This is a genomic window from Streptomyces sp. NPDC006476 (assembly GCF_040612015.1).
GTDB classification, from domain to species: domain Bacteria; phylum Actinomycetota; class Actinomycetes; order Streptomycetales; family Streptomycetaceae; genus Streptomyces; species Streptomyces griseorubiginosus_B.
Window position 1 is genome coordinate 130910 of sequence record NZ_JBEXPK010000021.1, and the last position, 18425, is coordinate 149334.

The following is an 18425-nucleotide window of genomic DNA, read 5'->3' on the forward strand; positions in this document are numbered from 1 at the left end:
GCGGTTACCGCAGCCCTACCCACCGGGCGCGATGACAGACGTACAGGAAGGAACTACGTGCCTCTCATCACATTCTGGGCCCGGGCACCGGGCACGTCACCCGCCGACAGACCCCTGCCACTATTCACTCGCTACATGTATTGAGTGCATACTGATCCCCATGAGCACCCGCCACATCCTGCTGGGCCTGCTCGCCGCAGGGCCGAGCCATGGCTACGACCTCAAGCGGCGGCACGACGAGCGTTTCCCGCAGGCCCGTCCGCTGGCCTACGGGCAGGTCTACACGACCCTGCAGCGCCTGGTCCGGGACGGTCTCGCGCGGATCGACGGCACGGAGTCGGACGGCGGGCCGGAACGGACGACGTACCGCTCGACCGAGGACGGCTCGCGTGAACTGGCGCGCTGGGCCGGGGAGATCGCGCCGCCCGCGCCCTTCGTGACGAACGAGATCTTCGCCAAGGTCGTCGTGTCGATCCTGTCCGGCGGCGACGCGGGTGCCTATCTGCGGGCCCAGCGCGACGCGCACATGGAGCGGATGCGGGAGCTCACGGCGGTCAAGACCGCCAAGGGCGCCGACCTCGCGACCGTGCTCTCGGCGGACTACGCCCTCAACCACCTCGACGCCGACCTCCGTTGGATGACCACGACGGCGGCCCGGCTCACCACCCTGACCGCGGAGGTCGACTCGGCATGAACAACGGGGACGGGAAGGTGCCGCTGCTGGCGGCACGCGGCCTCACCAAGGCGCACGGCAGGACCGAGGCCCTGCGCGGTGCCTCGGTCGAGCTGGCCGCGGGCGAGATCCTCGCCGTGACCGGCGCGAGCGGCAGCGGCAAGTCGACACTGCTGCACTGCCTCGCCGGGATCGTGCGGCCGGACGCGGGCGCGGTGACGTATGCCGGCGAGCGGCTGGACCGGTTGCCGGAGCGGCGACTGAGCGAGCTGCGGCGGAGCGACTTCGGGGTGGTGTTCCAGTTCGGGCAGCTGATACCGGAACTGACGGCACTGGACAACGTGGCGCTGCCGCTGATGCTGGCGGGGGCCTCGCGAGGGGAGGCCCGAACACGGGCCGGTGAGTGGCTGGAACGGTTCGGCGTACGCGGCCAGGGGGACCTCCGCCCGGGCGAGATGAGCGGCGGCCAAGCCCAGCGCACCGCCCTGGCCCGCGCCCTGGTCACCGGCCCGCGGATCGTCTTCGCGGACGAACCGACGGGCGCGCTGGACTCCCTGGCGACCGAACAGGTCATGACGTCCCTGACCCACACGGCCCGCGAGACCCACACCGCCGTCCTCCTGATCACCCACGACGCCCAGGTGGCGGCCTACGCGGACCGGGACATACGCCTGACCGACGGGGTCGTGGCAGGAGCGGGGGTCACGGCATGAGCGACGCGAACCCTCCCCTCGGAACTCTCTCCACGTTGCGGAGTGAGCTGCGGCTCGCCTGGTCGTTGATCAAGGGATCGGACCGGCGGGAGTGGTGGCGGGTCGGGCTGACCGTGGTCGGGGCCGCGGGGGCCGCCGGGCTCGGGCTGGTGATCGCCGTGCTCGTGCCGATGGACGGGCACCATCACATCGGCCTCGGTGGCGGGCTGCTCGACCAGCCGGGGACCCGGGGCGGCGTGGTCGTCGCGCTGACGCTGCTGCTCCTGCCCGTGTTCGGGTTCCTCGGCCAGTGCGCACGCATCGGTGCCGTGCACCGCGACCGGCGGCTGGCCGCGCTGCGCCTCGCGGGGGCCGCGCCCACGCAGGTGCGGCGGATCGCGGCGCTGGAGACGGGCCTCGCCTGTCTGGCCGGTTCCGCCGCCGCCACCGCGGTCTCCGTGCCGGTCCTGCTCGGCCTCTGGCACGACCCCGACCCCCTGGCCTGGGCCGGCATCGTCGCCGTGGCCCTGCTGGTCCCGGCGGCCGGCGCGGCCGTGAGCGTGCTGTCACTGCGCCGCGTGGTGGCCTCGCCGTTGGGTGTCGTACGACGGACACAGCCGAGGGGCCCCGGGCGGCTGTTCCTCGTGGCGACCGTCCTGCTGGGCGTCTCCGCGCTGTTCGTGACGGCGGCCGTCTTCGTCGGCGACCCCTTCTCGCTGCCCCTGTTCGGACTCGCCGTCGGCCCGCTGGCCGTCTTCGCGCTCTGTCTGCTGGTCGGCGCCGTCGCCGTATGGCTGACCGGCTGGTGGTCCGGCCGGCTGGGCGAGGCCCTCGCCTCCCGGGCCGGGAGCGCGGCCCTGCTGATCGCGGCGGAGCGGCTGCGGGCGGACCCGTGGGCCGCGGCCCGCACGCACGCGGCGGTGCTGCTGGTCACGGTGGTCGGCACCGGTTTCGTGGGCGTGCGCCAGGCGTTGCTGGCCGACCTCGACACCCTCCACCGCGAGCACAGCCTCGACGTCTCGTACGGCAGCAGCGGCCTCCACCTGACCGGCGCCGCGATCCTCGTCGCCCTGGTGCTCGTCCTCGCCGCCCTCGCCGTCGGCACCGCCGAGTCCGTCGCCACCCGGCGCCGGGGCCTGGCGGCGCAGACCGCCGCCGGGGTGCCGCGCGCGGTGCTGGGCCGGGCGCTGCTGCTGGAGACCGCGCTGCCGCTGCTGCCCGCGGTCGCTGTGGCGGGCGTCGGTGGCATGGGCATCGGCGTTTGGTACGCCTCGCTCACCGCGGACCATCTCGTGGTGCCGCACGTCGCGCCGCTCATCCCGCTCACGGTCTACGCCTGCTGTCTGCTCGCGGCAGCCACCTCGCTCCCCCTGCTGCGCCGCACACTGCACCCGGCCGAGCTGCGCTACGCCTGACCGCATGACTGTCCGGCCCGGGAGCGCGGGGGGCTCCCGGGCCGGGCCGTACGCTGCCGCACTCCCTGTGACCAGGGGAATGCGAAGGCCCGGACCGTCAGGCGGAGATGCCGTCGATCCGGGCCATGGCGTCTTCCGCGCCGTACGGCTGCAGGTAGGGCAGCCAGCGCGGGTCCCTATGGCCGGTCCCGATGATGCGCCAGGCCAGACCGGTGGGCGGGGCCGGTTTGTGGCGCAGCCGCCAGCCCAGCTCGATCAGGTGTCGGTCGGCCTTGACGTGGTTGCAGCGGCGGCAGGACGCCACCACGTTGTCCCAGACGTGTTTGCCCCCGCGGCTGCGCGGGATGACGTGGTCGACGCTGGTTGCGACGCCACCGCAGTACATGCACCGGCCCCCGTCACGCGCGAACAGCGCGCGTCGGGTCAGAGGAACGGGCCCCCGATAGGGAACCCGGACGAATCGCTTGAGCCGGACCACGCTTGGTGCGGGGACTGTGACGGTCGCGCTGTGCAGGAAGGCGCCCGATTCCTCGAGGGAGACGGCCTTGTTCTCCAGGACGAGGACGAGCGCGCGGCGGAGCGGTACGACGCCGAGTGGCTCGTACGACGCGTTGAGGACCAGGACATGCGGCACGGATGCCTCCTTGGGCGTCGGCGGCGCGTGGCTCGCGCCGGGACGATCTGTAGGTCAGTGTCCCCTCTTGCCTGGTGGACGCGCCACCATGTCCCGGTAACGGGCTGGGAGTGTTTTCGACCACACGTGATTCATCCCCCCGAGCGGGATGTGTTTATCCCACCTGCTCATCCCGGGTGCGCACGAACTCTCCTCAGAAGACCGCAAGGATTCCCACACCGTGCCCCGATAGTGTGGTGGGCCTGCCCTTCCGGTGACCTTTTCGTGACCTTGACCGCGTCGCGTGCCGGGGGGCGGACCGCTGCACCTGGAGGTACCCGCCGTGTCCTTGCCCGCCGTCCTACTGGCCGCCGGTTCGTCGCCGTCGCCGTCGCCGTCCCCCTCGGGGTCGACGGCCGTGACGGTCCCGACGCTCCAGGACGCCCAGGAGAGCGCGACGAACGCGGCCAGCTGGGTCGAGCAGAACTGGTCGACGTGGCTGGCGATCGGTCTCAGGGTCCTGCTGATCCTGGTGATCGCGGGAGTGCTCAGAGCGGTCGTGCAGCGGGCGATCACCAAGCTGATCGACCGGATGACCCGCACCGCCGAGGCGGTCGACGGCACCTCGCTCGGCGGTCTGCTGGTCAACAACGAACGCCGCCGTCAGCGCTCCCAGGCCATCGGCTCGGTGCTGCGCTCGGTGGCGTCCTTCCTGATCCTGGGCACCGCGGCGCTGATGGTCCTGGGCGCGTTCCAGATCAACCTGGCCCCACTGCTGGCGTCCGCCGGTGTCGCCGGTGTCGCGATCGGTTTCGGCGCCCGCAACCTGGTCACCGACTTCCTCTCCGGTGTCTTCATGATCCTGGAGGACCAGTACGGCGTCGGCGACACGATCGACGCGGGCGTGGCCTCCGGCGAGGTCATCGAGGTCGGCCTGCGCGTGACCAAGCTGCGCGGCGCCGAGGGCGAGATCTGGTACGTCCGCAACGGCGAGGTCAAGCGGATCGGCAACCTCTCCCAGGGCTGGGCCACGGCCGGTGTCGACGTCACCGTGAAGGCGAACGAGGACCTGGACAAGGTGAAGGCCACCCTCGACGAGGTCGCCGAGAAGATGAGTGCCGAGGAGCCCTGGAACGAGCTCCTGTGGAGCCCGATCGAGGTGCTCGGTCTGGACAGCGTGCTGCTGGACTCGATGGTCGTGCGCATCTCGGCGAAGACCATGCCGGGCAAGTCCCTCGCCGTCGAGCGCGAGCTGCGCTGGCGCGTCAAGCGGGCCTTCGACGCGGCGGACATCCGCATCGTGGGCGGCGAGACGGCCGTGGCCACCGCCCTGGACCCCGCCGACCCGACGGAGCCGGTCGCGGCCCCGTCCGCCCACTCCAACCCGGACTCCCCGCAGTCGGCGGCGGCGACGCCGATAGCGCCGCAGCGGACCGCACCGAAGTAGCCGGCCGCTCCCCCGGTCCCACCGCCCCCGAGGTAACGAGTGTGTTGCCTCGGGGGCGGCTTCTATTGACGCCCCCTTCGCCCTGGGCTTACGTTCCTTTCCAGCCAATAGGAAACTTTCCTAACAGTGATGGAATGAGAAGCTGGACAGTCGAAAGGCAGGTGTCGACCCATGGCAGGATCCGCCGGTACGCCGGGCACCCCGCGCGTCCTGCGCGCCATGAACGACCGCGCCGCCCTTGACCTCCTCCTGGAGCACGGGCCGCTGTCCCGCACGCGGATCGGCAAGCTCACCGGCCTCTCCAAGCCGACCGCCTCCCAGCTGCTCGCCCGCCTCGAGGCGGCCGGGCTGGTCCTCGCCACCGGTACCACCGAGGGACGGCCCGGCCCCAACGCCCAGCTGTACGAGGTCAACCCGGCCGCCGGGTACGCGGCGGGCCTGGACGTCACCCCGGAGCGCATCCTCGCCGCCGTCGCCGACGTCACCGGCCGCACGGTGGGCTCGTACGAACTCCCCACCCCCGGGAGGCGTCCGGCCCAGCCCGTCGTCCGGCAGGTCACCGACGCCCTCGACGGTGCGGTGAAGGCGGCGGGGCTGGCCCGCGACGACGTCCACCGGCTCGTCATCGGCACCCCCGGCGCCTTCGACCCCAACACCGGCCGGCTGCGCTACGCCTCGCACCTCCCGGGCTGGCACACCCCGGCCCTGCTCGACGAACTCGCCGCCGCGCTGCCGATGCCGGTGGAGTACGAGAACGACGTCAACCTCGTCGCCGTCGCCGAACAACGGCTGGGCGCGGCACGGGGGCACGAGGACTTCGTGCTGTTCTGGAACGAGGGGGGCCTCGGCGCCGCCCTGGTCCTCGGCGGCCGGCTGCACCGCGGCTGGACCGGCGGCGCGGGCGAGGTGGGTTTCCTCCCGGTGCCGGGCGTCCCCCTGGTCCGGCAGGTGACGAAGGCCAACAGCGGTGGCTACCAGGAGCTGGCCGGCTCCCAGGCCGTCCCGCGTCTCGCCCGCGAACTCGGCATCGCGCAGATCCCCTCGGGGCCGTACGCCGAGGTGGCCGCCGCGCTCCTGGAGCGGGCCGCCGCCGAGGACACCGACCTCTCCCGCAAGCTCCTGCAGACGTACGCGACCCGGCTGGCCACCGGTCTCGCCGCCCTCGTCTCCGTCCTCGACCCCGAACTCGTCGTGCTCAGCGGCGCTTCCCTGACCTCGGGCGGTGAGCCGCTGCGCTCCCTCGTCCAGGACGAGCTGGAGGAGCTGGCCGCCGCCCGCCCCCGGCTCGTCATCGGCGACGTCCGTGAACATCCCGTGCTGCGGGGCGCGCTGGAGAGCGCCCTCGCGGCCACCCGCGACGAGGTCTTCGACACCTCGCGCTGACGCACCACCCCTCCCGCACACTCCGCACTCACCCCCCGCGCCCTCACCCACCCCGTCCCGCCCCTGGGAGACCTCGTCATGCCCGAAAAGTCCAGGAAAGTCGCCCCCGAAGTGACCCGGAAGGCGGCCCTCGCGCTCGCCGCCTCCGCCTCCCTCGCCCTCCTCGCCACCGCCTGTACCGGACAGTCGAGCTCGGGTGCGAGCGACGACGCCTCCAAGGACACGACCATCAACTTCTGGCACGCCTGGAGCGCGCCGAACGAGGTGGCGGCCGTGAAGTCGCTGATCGCCGGCTTCGAGAAGGCCCACCCCAACATCCACGTCAACGTCGTCGGCAACGTGACCGACGACAAGATCAACCAGGCGCTGCGCACGGGCGGCGACAAGGCGCCCGACGTCATCTCCTCCTTCACCACCAACAACGTCGGCAAGTTCTGCTCCTCGGGCGCACTGGTCGACCTCAACCCCTTCTTCAAGAAGGACGGCATCGACCCGGCGACCACCTTCCCCAAGGCGATGAACGAGTACACCCAGTTCAACGGCGACCGCTGCACGGTGCCGCTGCTGGGCGACGCGTACGGCCTCTACTACAACAAGACCGAGTTCAAGAAGGCCGGCATCACCAGCCCGCCGAAGACCTGGTCGGAGTTCGAGGCGGACGCCAAGAAGCTGACGATCCCCCAGGGCGACACCTACAAGCAGCTCGGGTTCATGCCGGACTACCACGGCTGGGAGACGACGACCGAGCACTACTTCGCGCAGTTCTCGCCGACGTACTTCGACCAGAACGGCAAGTCCGACCTCGCCAAGGACCCGGCGTTCGCCGCCGGATTCCAGCTGCAGAAGAAGCTCGTCGACGAGCTCGGCGGCTTCAAGAAGCTGGAGACCTACCGCTCCACGCTCGGCGACGAGTGGGGCAAGAAGCACCCCTTCCACACCGGCCAGGTCGCCATGCAGCTCGACGGCGAGTGGCGGCTGGGGATGGCCACGGAGGCCAACCCGAAGCTGGACATCGGCGTCGCCCCGCTGCCCGTCCCCGACGACCAGGCCGGCCAGTACGGCAAGGGCTACATCACCGGCACCATCGCCGGTATCGCGGCCACCAGCAAGAAGCAGAACGCGGCCTGGGAGTTCGTCAAGTACATCACCACGGACACCGACGCGGTGGTGAACTTCTCCAACGGCATCCACAACGTGCCCTCCACGCTGGCCGCCCTGAAGTCCCCGAAGCTGAAGTACGACCCGCGCTTCAAGACCTTCCTCGACATCGCGGCGAACCCGAACTCCAACACCAGCCCCGCCTCGATCAACGGCGGCTCGTACCTCGTGACCATCCAGAACCTCGGCTACGACTACGAGAGCGGAAAGGTCACCGACCTCAAGGCCGGCCTGGAGAGCACGGCCAAGCAGATCGACACGGACATCGCGCAGGCGAAGTAGTCCCACGATGAGCACCATCACCTTGGCGTCGAAGCGCCGCCGGTCGGCGCTTCGGACCCTCGCCTTCATGTCGCCCTGGTTGATCGGCTTCGCGGTCTTCTTCGCGTACCCGCTGATCTCGACGGTCTACTTCTCGTTCATGCACTACGACGGCTTCAAGGCGCCGACGTGGAGCGGTACGAAGAACTGGACGTACGTCTTCGAGCACTACCCCTACTTCTGGCCCGCCCTGCGCAACACCCTGTGGCTGGTCGTCGTCATGGTGACCCTGCGGGTCGTCTTCGGACTCGGCGTGGGCCTGCTGATCACCAAGATCAAGACGGGCGCGGGGGTCTTCCGCACCCTGTTCTACCTGCCCTACCTCGCCCCGCCGGTGGCCGCGACCATGGCGTTCGCGTTCCTGCTCAACCCCGGTACGGGCCCGGTCAACTCGATCCTGGAGAAGGTGGGCATCCCGGCCCCCGGCTGGTTCAACGACCCCACCTGGTCCAAGCCGGCCCTCACCCTGCTCGCCCTGTGGGGCATCGGCGACCTGATGGTCATCTTCATGGCCGCGCTGCTCGACGTCCCGCAGGAGCAGTACGAGGCCGCCGAGCTGGACGGCGCCTCGGCCTGGCAGCGGTTCCGGTACGTGACCCTGCCCAACATCTCCCCGATCGTGATGTTCGCAGTCGTCACCGGCGTGATCCAGACCATGCAGTACTACACCCAGCCGCTGATCGCCGGGAAGGTCGCCTCGGGCGTGATCCAGGGCGCCGGCACCCAGTTCGAGCCCGGCTACCCGGAGAAGTCCACGCTGACCCTCCCGCAGCTCGTCTACAACCTCGGATTCCAGCGCTTCGACTACGGCTCCGCGTGTGTCGTCGCCCTCGTCCTGTTCGTCCTGTCCATGGTGTTCACCGCGTTCCTGATGCGGCGCCGGGGCGGTCTCAACCTGGCAGGTGACTGACCATGGCCCAAGTACTGGACAAGCCGGTGCAGGTGCACGCCCCGGTCTCCCCCGCCGAGCGCACGGCCCGCCGCAGGTCGCTCTTCGAGTGGATCGCCATCCACTCCCTCGGGGTGGCGGCCGCGCTCTTCTTCACCCTGCCGTTCGTGTTCGTGTTCCTGACCTCGCTGATGAGCGACAGCCAGGCCCTCAGCCGGGACCTGATCCCGCACACCTGGGAGTGGGCCAACTACAAGAAGGTCTTCGACACCCCGGGCTTCCTCACCTGGTGGAAGAACACGCTGATCTACGCGGGACTCGGGACGGTCCTCACCGTCGTCTCGTCGATCCCGGTGGCCTACGCGCTCGCCAAGTTCCGCTTCCGGGGCCGCAATCTCGCCCTGATGCTGGTCATCTCGATGATGATGCTGCCGCCGCAGGTGATCATCATTCCGATGTACCTGTTCTGGGCGAAGCAGCTGGACCTGTCGGGCACGCTGTGGCCGCTGATCATCCCGATGGCCTTCGGCGACGCGTTCTCCATCTTCCTGCTGCGCCAGTTCCTGCTGACCATCCCGAACGAGTACGTCGACGCGGCCAAGGTCGACGGCTGCGGCGATCTGCGCACCCTGCTCAAGGTCGTCATCCCGATGGCCAAGCCCGGCATCGCCGCCGTCGCCCTGTTCCAGTTCTTCTACGCCTGGAACGACTACTTCGGCCCGCAGATCTACGCCTCGGAGAACCCGGGCGCGTGGACGCTGAGTTACGGCCTGGAGTCCTTCAAGGGCGCGCACCACACCGACTGGAACCTCACCATGGCCGCGACCGTGCTGGTCATGGCCCCCGTGATCCTCGTGTTCTTCTTCGCCCAGAAGGCGTTCGTCGAGGGCGTCACGCTCACCGGAGTGAAGGGTTAGACACTTCATGAAACTCACCGTGGTCGGCGGAGGGTCGACCTACACGCCCGAACTCATCGACGGCTTCGCCCGGTTGCGTGACACCCTGCCCATCGAGGAGCTGGTGCTGGTCGACCCGGCCGCCGAGCGCCTCGAACTGGTCGGCGGGCTCGCCCGGCGCATCTTCGCCAAGCAGGGCCACAGCGGCCGTATCGTCACCACCTCCGACCTGGACGCCGGCGTCGAGGGCGCCGACGCGGTGCTGCTGCAGCTGCGCGTCGGCGGGCAGGCGGCGCGCGAGCAGGACGAGACCTGGCCGCTGGAGTGCGGCTGCGTCGGCCAGGAGACCACCGGCGCGGGCGGTCTCGCCAAGGCGCTGCGCACGGTGCCGGTGGTGCTGGACATCGCCGAACGGGTGCGCCGTACCAGCCCGGACGCCTGGATCATCGACTTCACCAACCCGGTCGGGATCGTCACGCGCGCGTTGCTGCAGGCGGGCCACAAGGCGGTCGGCCTGTGCAACGTGGCGATCGGCTTCCAGCGCAAGTTCGCGAACCTGCTCGGCGTCTCGCCCGCCGACATCCACCTCGACCACGTCGGCCTCAACCACCTCACCTGGGAGACCGGTGTCCGCCTCGGCGGCCCCGAGGGCGAGAACGCGCTGCCCAAGCTGCTGGCCGAGCACGGCGACGCCATCGCCGCCGACCTGCACCTGCCCCGCGAGATCCTCGACCGCCTCGGCGTGGTCCCCTCCTACTACCTGCGCTACTACTACGCGCACGACGAGGTCGTCCGCGAACTGCGCACCAAGCCGTCCCGGGCCGCCGAAGTCGCCGAGATGGAACGGCAGTTGCTCAAGATGTACGGCGACCCGGCCCTGGACGAGAAGCCGGAGCTGCTGGCCAAACGGGGCGGCGCGTACTACTCGGAGGCGGCCGTCGACCTCGCGGCCTCGCTGCTGGGCGCGGGCGGATCGCCGTACCAGGTGGTCAACACCTACAACCGGGGCACGCTGCCCTTCCTGCCGGACGACGCGGTGATCGAGGTGCAGGCGGCGGTCGGCGTGAAGGGGGCGACGCCGCTGCCGGTGGCCACCGTGGACCCGCTGTACGCGGGCCTGACGGCGAACGTCACCGCCTACGAGGAGCTGGCCCTGGAGGCGGCCCTGCGGGGCGGCCGGGACCGGGTGTTCCGGGCCCTGCTCGCCCATCCCCTCATCGGCCAGTACGAGTACGCCGAGAACCTCACCGACCGACTGATCGCACACAACCGGGAGCACCTCGCGTGGGCATGACCGCACGTGTCCTCGCCGTCGACGCGGGCAACAGCAAGACCGACGTGGCGGTCGTCGCGGACGACGGGACCGTCCTGGCCACGGCCCGTGGCGGCGGGTTCCGGCCGCCGGTGGTGGGCGTCCAGACGGCCGTGGACGCCCTGGGCGACGCGGTCGGCCGGGCCTTCGCCGCCGCCGGTGTGGAGTCCGCCGACCATGTCTCCGCCTGTCTCGCCAACGCCGACTTCCCCGTCGAGGAGGAGCAGTTGGCGGCCGCGCTGCACGCGCGCGCGTGGGGCACGTCGGTGGAGGTCCGCAACGACACCTTCGCCATCCTGCGCGCGGGCATCACCGAGCCGCGCGGGGTCGCCGTGGTCTGCGGCGCCGGCATCAACTGCGTCGGTATGCGCCCCGACGGCCGTACCGCCCGTTTTCCCGCGCTCGGCCGGATCTCCGGTGACTGGGGCGGCGGCTGGGGCCTGGCGGAGGAGGCCCTGTGGCACGCCGCGCGCGCGGAGGACGGCCGGGGCGAGGAGACGGAACTGGTCCGCACACTCCCGGCCCACTTCGGCTACGCCACCATGCTCGCGCTGATCGAGGCGCTGCACCTGGAGGAGGTCGAGCCGGTACGCCGGCACGAGTTGACGCCGGTGCTGTTCGCGACGGCCGCGGACGGCGACCCGATCGCCCGCGCGCTGGTGGACCGGCTGGCGGACGAGGTGGTGACCATGGCGACGGTCGCGCTGACCCGTCTGGACCTGCTGGAGGAGGAGACCCCGGTCCTGCTCGGCGGCGGCGTCCTGGCCGCCCAGCACCCCCAACTGAACGACGGCATCAGGGACTTGCTGGCGGTCCGGGCACCGAAGGCGGTGGCCCGAGTGGTCACGGCGAGCCCGGTGCTGGGCGCGGCGCTGCTGGGCCTTGACCGGGTGGGAGCGGAGAGGGAGGTGCACGAGCGGGTACGCGCCCGGTTCGAGGGCTAGTAGGGCCGCCCTCTGGTCTGTCGCGCGTCGCGGGCGCCACTTCGGCGACATGCCCTGTGCCCTGCTGGAATCCCGGTCGTCCCGCACGGGAACCGAACTGATTCCGGCGGCGTATTCATGGGCAGGGGGTGGGGCGGGACGCTGTGTCGTGCGCCGGTGGGACGGCGAAGGCACTGCGATCCGATCAAGATCCCGTGAAGGCCGGTGCGGATGTCGGCCCCGGCGGTGATACTTGCGGCGAAGGATGACCATGGGGGAGGTCAACAGTGACACACCCGCCGAAGAGCAGCGCGGCGCCACCGGGATCCGGTGTGCCCACGATGCCGGCCGTACCAGCGCAGCCGGGCCCGCCCGAACCCCCCACCCCGCCGGGCCCCGCCGCCGTACCCGAGCCCGGTGCCGCGCGCCGTACCGCCTTCGCCGAGGGCGTCGACCGGTTGCGCGCGGCCGCCACCACCGAACCGGGGCGGCTGCGCATCATCGGCGCGCTGCTCGCCCTGCTCGTCGTCGCCTTCGGCGCGGTCACCGCCTGGCAGATGACGGACCGGTCGAACGCCGCGAACGACGTGCTCACCCGCAGTCAGCCGCTCAGCACCGACGCGGCCGACATCTACCGCTCCCTCGCCGACGCCAACACGGCCGCCGCCAGCGGCTATCTGGCGGGCCCGCAGGAGAAGCCCCAGGTGCGCAAGGGGTACGAGGCCGACATCCGCACGGCCGCCGACAAGCTCGTCACGGCCGCCTCCAACTCCGACCCGGGCTCCGCCTCGGAAACGGCCATCGCCCAGCTCAACGAGCTGCTGCCGCGGTACAAGGGCCTCGTCGAGACGGCCCGGGCCAACAACCGGCAGGGCTACCCGGTGGGCAGCGCCTACCTGCGCGCGGCGAACGAGATGATGCAGCAGCAGATGCTGCCGAAGGCCCAGTCCCTGTACGACCGGGAGAACCAGCGGCTGAACTCCGACTACGCGGACGCCAAGGCCTTCCCCTGGGGGGCGATCGGCCTCGGCGTCGTCGTCCTCGCCGCACTGGCCTGGGCCCAGCGGCGCAACTTCCTGCGCACCAACCGGGTGCTCAACCACGGCCTGGTCACCGCGTCAGCGGCCTCCGTGGTGGTCCTGCTCTGGCTGGTCGTCGGCCACACCGTCGCCCGTATGGGCCTGAGCGCCTCCTACGACCACGGCGTCCGCTCCCTGAACGTCCTGCACGACGCCCGGATCGCGTCCCTGACCGCCCGCAGCGACGAGAACCTCAGCCTGATCCGGCGCGGCGCCGACACCAAGGCCGTGGGCGACACCACGGTGGACGCCTACTCGTGGGGCTACGACGACCAGATCGGCAGGCTCGCCAAGGCCCTGAACAAGGCGGACTCCCTCGCCGACGACTCCGCGGGCCAGAAGCCCGTCCAGGACGCGAACAGTTTCATGAAGGCGTGGAAGGACCGGCACGGCGTCGCCCAGAGCCTGAACGACAAGGGCGAGTACCAGCAGGCCCGCGACAAGGTCATCGGCGTCGGCAAGGACCCGACGAGCGTGTGCTTCGACAACGTCGACGCGGCGATCAAACAGGCCCTCGACCATGAGCAGCACGAGTTCAAGCAGGCCGCGAGCGGCGGCCGGGACGCGCTGACCGGACTGCCGTACGGCGCGGCGGTCCTCGCCGTGCTCGGCGCGGCGGGCGCGGTCCTCGGCATCGGCCGCAGGCTGTCGGAATACCGGTGAGGGGGGCGCGACCATGAACGCACAGCGTGTGACACGGCGTCTGCGTCTGACAGGGCGTCTGCGGTCCGGTCTGAGGGGCTGGGGCGGGGTCGGCGCGATGGCGGCCGTCTGCGCCCTCGCCGTGGCCTTCGCGCTGCTGCTGCCGCTGACCCAGTCCGACGGCGCCGCGAGCGGCGGCGGGCAGCGCCTCGCGCACGGCACCCAGGCGAAGGCCGAGAACTGCCCGGACCCGCAGAACCAGAGCCTCTCGCCCTCCGGCGGTGACGGCAGCACACCCAACATCGACAGGATCAAGAAGGCCCGCCGGCTGATCGTCGGCGTCGACACCAACAGCTACCGCTGGGGCTACCTCAACCCCAACAACGTCAAGGGCGAGCTGGAGGGCTTCGACATCGACCTGGCCCACCAGATCGCCAAGGACCTCCTGGGCGATCCGGACCTTGTCTCCTTCAAGGCCATACCGACCAACCAGCGCATCCCGGCGATCCAGCACGGCGAGGTCGACATGGTCGTGCGCACGATGACGATCACCTGCGACCGGCTCAAGCAAGTCGCGTTCTCCGCTCCTTACTTCAGCACCGGCCAGCAGGTCCTCGCCCCCAAGACCTCGACGATCACCGGGTACGACGATTCCCTCGCGGGCAAGAAGGTCTGCTCGGCGAAGGGCTCCACCGCCTACGACAACCTCAAGGCGGACCGGGGCGCCAAGTTCCCCGCCTCCACCGACATCTCCACCCAGGTGCCCAACCAGCTCGACTGCCTGGTGAAGCTCCAGCTCGGCGAGGTCGACGCGGTGGTGACCGACGGCGCCCTCGCCGCCAGCCAGGCCGCCCAGGACCCCACGGTGGAGCTCAAGGGCCACCCGTTCACCCACGAGTTCTACGGCGTGGCGATGAAGCTGGATGCCCAGGATCTGGTACGCCAGGTCAACCGCACCCTGGAGAACTACATCAAGAACGGCGGCTGGCAGGCGTCGTACGCGAAGTGGCTGCACCCGACCCTGGACCAGCCCGGCCAGAAGTCGACCTCGGCGACCCCTCCCGAAGCGCACTACAAGTGACCGACCATCGAGACTGACAGGCAGCACCAGGACCACGACAGCAGCGAGAGGTGATCGATGGGCGTCACGGACCCCGCCGGGCCGGTGATGGACCGGGACGAGGTGGACCGTGCGCTGGCGCGGCTCGGCGCGGAGCACGAGGCGATCGAGACCTCGCTGCTCGCCCTGCAGGACCACGCGGGCCGCAGGCTCCTGGAGGGCGCCGAGCTCACCGGCGTCACCAAGGAGCGCTGGACGACCGCGGAGGCGTCCATCACGCTGCTGTGGGCGTACTTCGACGCGTACACCGACACCCTGCGCTCGGCCCGGGACATCCGTTCCCGGCGCCGCTGGTCCAGCCGCGAGGACCTGGTGGAGCTGACCGAGCTGCTGCGCGGCGCCTCGGTCACGGTCGCGGGCTCGACGACCGCCACGGCGAACGCGCCGACGCTGCACGGCGCTCCGGGCAAGCTCAGCGAGCAGTTCTCGCTCTCCGACCTGGTCGACCGGATGAACGACCTGTACGCGACGAGCCTGGACATGGTCGTCGCCGCCGACGCGGTCTGGTCGGCGCTGCCCGCCCGGATCGATTTACTGGCCGCCGAGCTCCAGCGCACCCGCAAGCTCGCCCACTCCGTCGGCGTACGCCCCGGCGAGCACCCGGCGGGCGACGACCTGGAGCGCATCACCCGCACCCTGACGTCCCTGCGCGAGCAGGTGATCTCCGATCCGCTCGCCTACTGGGTCCCCGCGCAGGGCAGTTCGGCACCGGGCGGCGGCCGCCCGGACACCACGGTGTACGACCGTGAGGCGCGCGCCCTGGAGGACGTGCGCCGGGAGATCGACGCCGTGCTCACCGTCCGCCAGGACGCCGAGCAGCGGCTGGTGAAGTTGCGGGACGTGCTCTCCCGCGCGGACCGCACCCTCGCGGAGGCGCGCACCGCGCGCGGGGAGGTCCTGGCGAAGATCGCCGCGACGGAGGTGCCCGTGGTCAGCGGCCCGCCGACCGCGCTGCAGGAGCAGCTGGCGACGGCCGCCGAGTACCGCAGACACGCCCAGTGGCACCGGCTGTCCCCGCTCCTGGAGTCCCTGGAGCAGAAGGCCGAGGACGAACTGCTGCGCGCCCGCGAGTCGTTGACCGCGGTCACCGCTCCGCTGGCGGTCCGTGCGGAGCTGCGCGGCCGGCTCGACGCGTACAAGGCGAAGGTGGCCCGGCACGGGCTCGCGGAGGACCCGTTCCTGATCGAGCGGTACGACGCGGCCCGGCGCATGCTGTGGAGCGCGCCCTGCGACCTGCGGGTCGCCGAACAGGCCGTGCTGCGCTACCAGCGGGCGGCCGCCGAGGCGCTGGGCGGCCCGCGTGTGCCGGAGCAGGGCACACCGTGGGATCGTCAAGATCACAGGGGTGAGTCGTCATGAGTCGGGGGGAGTCATGAGCCAGGCACAGCAGACCTGTCAGCGGCCCGACTGCGAGGGCACGTACGAGGACGTCGGCGGCGGCGCGCTGTACTGCGACACCTGCGGACACGCGCCGGTCGTCTCGGGCGACGGCATGGTCTCCTCGCCCGCCACCGGCATCACCGGCGGCGGCAAGGGCTCGCAGAGCAGCGGCAGTTCACGCTCCAGCAGCCGCAGCTCCCGTACGTCCTCGCAGTCGTCGAAGTCGCGGCGCTCGGTGTCGGGACGCCTGTCGCGCGCCCTGTCCGGCAGGACGACCGGCCGCTCGGTGTCGGTGCGCAGCTCCGGCTCCGCCACCAACACCTCCGGCCGTGGCCGGCTGGGCGCCGGCCTGGTGCAGGTGCCGGACGTGCCGCGGCCCGACCCGCGCGCGATGGTGCGGGACAACCCCGAGGTGCCCGAGCGCAAGCGGTTCTGCTCGCGCTCCGACTGCGGGGCGCCGGTGGGCCGTTCGCGCGGCGACCGGCCGGGCCGCACCGAGGGATTCTGCACCAAGTGCGGGAACCCGTACTCGTTCGTGCCGAAGCTGAAGGCCGGCGACGTGGTGCACGGCCAGTACGAGGTCGTGGGCTGTCTGGCGCACGGCGGGCTCGGCTGGGTCTACCTCGCCGTGGACAAGGCGGTCTCCGACCGCTGGGTGGTCCTCAAGGGCCTGCTGGACACCGGCGACCAGGACGCGATGGCCGCGGCGATCTCCGAGCGGCGCTTCCTCGCCGAGATCGAGCACGCCAACATCGTGCGGATCTACAACTTCGTGGAGCACCTGGACCAGCGCACCGGCTCCCTCGACGGCTACATCGTCATGGAGTACGTCGGCGGCAAGTCCCTGAAGGAGATCGCCAACGGCCGCCGCACGCCCGACGGCAAGCGCGACCCGCTGCCGGTGGAGCAGGCATGCGCGTACGGCATCGAGGCGCTGGAGGCACTCGGCCATCTACACAGCCGCAACCTGCTGTACTGCGACTTCAAGGTCGACAACGCCATCCAGACCGAGGACCAGCTCAAGCTGATCGACATGGGCGCCGTGCGCCGCATGGACGACGACGAGTCGGCGATCTACGGCACGGTGGGCTACCAGGCGCCGGAGGTCGCCGTCGACGGCCCCTCGGTCGCCTCCGACCTGTACACGGTGGCCCGCACGCTGGCCGTGCTGACCTTCGACTTCCAGGGCTACACGAACGTCTTCGTGGACTCCCTGCCCGACCCGGACAACATCGAGGTCTTCCGCCAGTACGAGTCGTTCTACCGGCTGCTCGTCCGCGCCACCGACCCCGACCCGGCCCGCCGGTTCGCCTCGGCGCAGGAGATGGCCGAGCAGCTGACCGGCGTGCTCAGAGAGGTCGTATCGCTCCAGACGGGCCGCGCCCGGCCCGCCCTGTCGACCCTGTTCGGGCCCGAACTGCGGGTCACGGACACGGAGTTGTTCCCCACGCTGGAGGGCGACGTCTCCCGGCTCGGGGCCCGCTCCGCGCAGCCGAAGAAGCAGCACTCCCAGCTGTCGGCCACCCCGGGCGGCGGCCCGGGCATCGTGAAGCCGGTCAACTCCCCCGCCGCCGCCCTCGCCCTGCCGGTCCCCCGGGTCGATCCCGCCGACCCCAACGCCGGTTTCCTCGCGGGGCTGCTCGCGACCGCGCCGGCCGAACTGCTCGGCGCGCTCGCGGCGGCGCCCTCGTCCTCGGTGGAGACCCGGCTGCGGCAGATCAGGGCCTGGCTGGAGAACGGTGACTCCGAGGCGGCGCTGACCTCGCTGACCACGCTGGAGGAGGAGCGGCCCGACGACTGGCGGGTGGTCTGGTACCGGGGCGTGGCCGCGCTGGTCACCGACGACCACGAGGGCGCCGCGCTCGCCTTCGACGCGATCTACGACGCCTTCCCCGGGGAGACCGCGCCCAAGCTGGCCCTGGGCCTGTGCGCGGAGGTGCTCGGCCAGCTGGACAACGCGGCCGAGTACTACCGCCTGGTGTGGTCGACCGACCCGAGCTGTGTCAGCGCCGCCTTCGGGCTGGCCCGGGTCCAGCTGGCCGGCGGCGACCGGCGCGGTGCGGTGAAGACGCTGGAGTCGGTGCCGGAGTCGTCCATCCACTACACCGCCGCGCGCGTGGCGGCCGTACGGGCGAGGCTGCGTCAACGCACGGCCGTCGCCTCCGACGCGCCGTTCCTGGAGGATCTGACGGCCGCCGCCGGGCAGGTCGAGGCGCTGGACGCGTACGGTCTGGACCCGGCCCGCAGGGAGCAGTTGTCCGCCGAGGTCCTCGGCTCGGCGCTGGACTGGATACTCTCCGGGGGCCAGGGTTCCGCGCCCGCCGGCCGGCGCGTGCTCGGCAACGACCTGGACGAGCGGGGACTCCGCTTCGGCCTGGAGCGCTCGTACCGCACGCTGGCCCGGCTGGCGCGGGGCGGCGAGGAGAGGATCGACCTGGTGGAACGTGCCAACCGTTACCGCCCCCGGACGTGGGTGTAGTTG

The 18425-nt window shown here is 71.3% G+C and carries 15 protein-coding genes; 14 read left to right on the forward strand and 1 reads right to left on the reverse strand.

All coding sequences use genetic code 11. The annotated features are described in order from the left end of the window. Nucleotides 1-160 precede the first annotated feature (160 nt). The 3 genes from ABZZ74_RS24595 to ABZZ74_RS24605 are packed head-to-tail and all read left to right on the forward strand — an operon-like array spanning nt 161 to nt 2780. Nucleotides 161-694, forward strand: coding sequence for a PadR family transcriptional regulator (locus tag ABZZ74_RS24595; protein ID WP_356768310.1), 534 nt, complete (start codon nt 161-163; stop codon nt 692-694). Beyond that, a complete protein-coding gene (locus ABZZ74_RS24600; protein WP_356768312.1) occupies nt 691-1386 on the forward strand; it encodes an ABC transporter ATP-binding protein in 696 nt (231 codons plus the stop codon). Before ABZZ74_RS24595 ends, ABZZ74_RS24600 begins: the two co-directional genes overlap by 4 nt. Continuing rightward, nucleotides 1383-2780, forward strand: coding sequence for an ABC transporter permease (locus ABZZ74_RS24605; protein WP_356768314.1), 1398 nt, complete (start codon nt 1383-1385; stop codon nt 2778-2780). The genes ABZZ74_RS24600 and ABZZ74_RS24605 overlap by 4 nt, the downstream gene beginning before the upstream one ends. 97 nt (nt 2781-2877) lie before the next feature. Here the strand turns inward: ABZZ74_RS24605 and ABZZ74_RS24610 are convergent, their stop codons facing one another. Further along, nucleotides 2878-3414, reverse strand: a complete 537-nt coding sequence (locus ABZZ74_RS24610) for an HNH endonuclease (RefSeq protein WP_133040943.1) — start codon at nt 3412-3414, stop codon at nt 2878-2880. A gap of 322 nt (nt 3415-3736) precedes the next feature. Here ABZZ74_RS24610 and ABZZ74_RS24615 point away from each other — a divergent pair, with 322 nt between their 5' ends. From ABZZ74_RS24615 to ABZZ74_RS24665, 11 genes are all read left to right on the forward strand, one after another. Continuing rightward, nucleotides 3737-4840 carry a mechanosensitive ion channel family protein gene (locus tag ABZZ74_RS24615; protein WP_356768316.1) on the forward strand — a complete coding sequence of 368 codons (1104 nt, stop codon included), beginning with the start codon at nt 3737-3739 and terminating at the stop codon, nt 4838-4840. Between the two features lie 171 nt (nt 4841-5011). After that, nucleotides 5012-6223 (forward strand): ROK family transcriptional regulator, encoded by a 1212-nt coding sequence (locus ABZZ74_RS24620; RefSeq protein ID WP_356768318.1) that lies wholly within the window; start codon nt 5012-5014, stop codon nt 6221-6223. 78 nt (nt 6224-6301) lie between these two features. Continuing rightward, entirely contained in the window at nt 6302-7663 is a 1362-nt protein-coding gene (locus ABZZ74_RS24625; RefSeq protein WP_356768320.1) for an ABC transporter substrate-binding protein, read from the forward strand. 7 nt (nt 7664-7670) lie between these two features. Continuing rightward, nucleotides 7671-8612 carry a sugar ABC transporter permease gene (locus tag ABZZ74_RS24630; protein WP_356768322.1) on the forward strand — a complete coding sequence of 314 codons (942 nt, stop codon included), beginning with the start codon at nt 7671-7673 and terminating at the stop codon, nt 8610-8612. Between the two features lie 2 nt (nt 8613-8614). Next, nucleotides 8615-9508 (forward strand): carbohydrate ABC transporter permease, encoded by an 894-nt coding sequence (locus ABZZ74_RS24635; protein ID WP_133040938.1) that lies wholly within the window; start codon nt 8615-8617, stop codon nt 9506-9508. A 7-nt stretch (nt 9509-9515) separates the two neighbouring features. Then, nucleotides 9516-10781 carry a 6-phospho-beta-glucosidase gene (locus ABZZ74_RS24640; RefSeq protein WP_356768324.1) on the forward strand — a complete coding sequence of 422 codons (1266 nt, stop codon included), beginning with the start codon at nt 9516-9518 and terminating at the stop codon, nt 10779-10781. Further along, nucleotides 10772-11743: a BadF/BadG/BcrA/BcrD ATPase family protein gene (locus tag ABZZ74_RS24645; RefSeq protein ID WP_356768326.1), complete on the forward strand. Its 972-nt coding sequence runs from the start codon at nt 10772-10774 to the stop codon at nt 11741-11743. The genes ABZZ74_RS24640 and ABZZ74_RS24645 overlap by 10 nt, the downstream gene beginning before the upstream one ends. A 266-nt stretch (nt 11744-12009) precedes the next feature. Further along, nucleotides 12010-13464 (forward strand): hypothetical protein, encoded by a 1455-nt coding sequence (locus ABZZ74_RS24650; protein WP_356768328.1) that lies wholly within the window; start codon nt 12010-12012, stop codon nt 13462-13464. Between the two features lie 13 nt (nt 13465-13477). Continuing rightward, complete coding sequence (locus ABZZ74_RS24655; RefSeq protein ID WP_356768330.1) at nt 13478-14524, forward strand: glutamate ABC transporter substrate-binding protein; 1047 nt, start codon at nt 13478-13480, stop codon at nt 14522-14524. A gap of 57 nt (nt 14525-14581) precedes the next feature. Then, on the forward strand, nt 14582-15922 hold the full coding sequence (locus ABZZ74_RS24660; RefSeq protein ID WP_356768332.1) for a hypothetical protein: 1341 nt from the start codon (nt 14582-14584) through the stop codon (nt 15920-15922). A gap of 13 nt (nt 15923-15935) precedes the next feature. Next, the gene (locus tag ABZZ74_RS24665) at nt 15936-18422 is read left to right on the forward strand and encodes a tetratricopeptide repeat protein (RefSeq protein ID WP_356768334.1); all 2487 of its coding nucleotides are present in this window, start codon (nt 15936-15938) and stop codon (nt 18420-18422) included. Nucleotides 18423-18425: the final 3 nt, after the last annotated feature.

Excerpts from the sequence above, each read along its gene's own strand:
- ABZZ74_RS24655 (WP_356768330.1), top strand. The coding sequence starts at position 13,478 with ATGAACGCACAGCGTGTGACACGGCGTCTGCGTCTGACAGGGCGTCTG.
- ABZZ74_RS24660 (WP_356768332.1), top strand. The coding sequence starts at position 14,582 with ATGGGCGTCACGGACCCCGCCGGGCCGGTGATGGACCGGGACGAGGTG.
- ABZZ74_RS24625 (WP_356768320.1), top strand. The coding sequence starts at position 6,302 with ATGCCCGAAAAGTCCAGGAAAGTCGCCCCCGAAGTGACCCGGAAGGCG.
- ABZZ74_RS24620 (WP_356768318.1), top strand. The coding sequence starts at position 5,012 with ATGGCAGGATCCGCCGGTACGCCGGGCACCCCGCGCGTCCTGCGCGCC.
- ABZZ74_RS24600 (WP_356768312.1), top strand. The coding sequence starts at position 691 with ATGAACAACGGGGACGGGAAGGTGCCGCTGCTGGCGGCACGCGGCCTC.
- ABZZ74_RS24640 (WP_356768324.1), top strand. The coding sequence starts at position 9,516 with ATGAAACTCACCGTGGTCGGCGGAGGGTCGACCTACACGCCCGAACTC.
- ABZZ74_RS24635 (WP_133040938.1), top strand. The coding sequence starts at position 8,615 with ATGGCCCAAGTACTGGACAAGCCGGTGCAGGTGCACGCCCCGGTCTCC.
- ABZZ74_RS24595 (WP_356768310.1), top strand. The coding sequence starts at position 161 with ATGAGCACCCGCCACATCCTGCTGGGCCTGCTCGCCGCAGGGCCGAGC.
- ABZZ74_RS24605 (WP_356768314.1), top strand. The coding sequence starts at position 1,383 with ATGAGCGACGCGAACCCTCCCCTCGGAACTCTCTCCACGTTGCGGAGT.
- ABZZ74_RS24665 (WP_356768334.1), top strand. The coding sequence starts at position 15,936 with ATGAGCCAGGCACAGCAGACCTGTCAGCGGCCCGACTGCGAGGGCACG.
- ABZZ74_RS24630 (WP_356768322.1), top strand. The coding sequence starts at position 7,671 with ATGAGCACCATCACCTTGGCGTCGAAGCGCCGCCGGTCGGCGCTTCGG.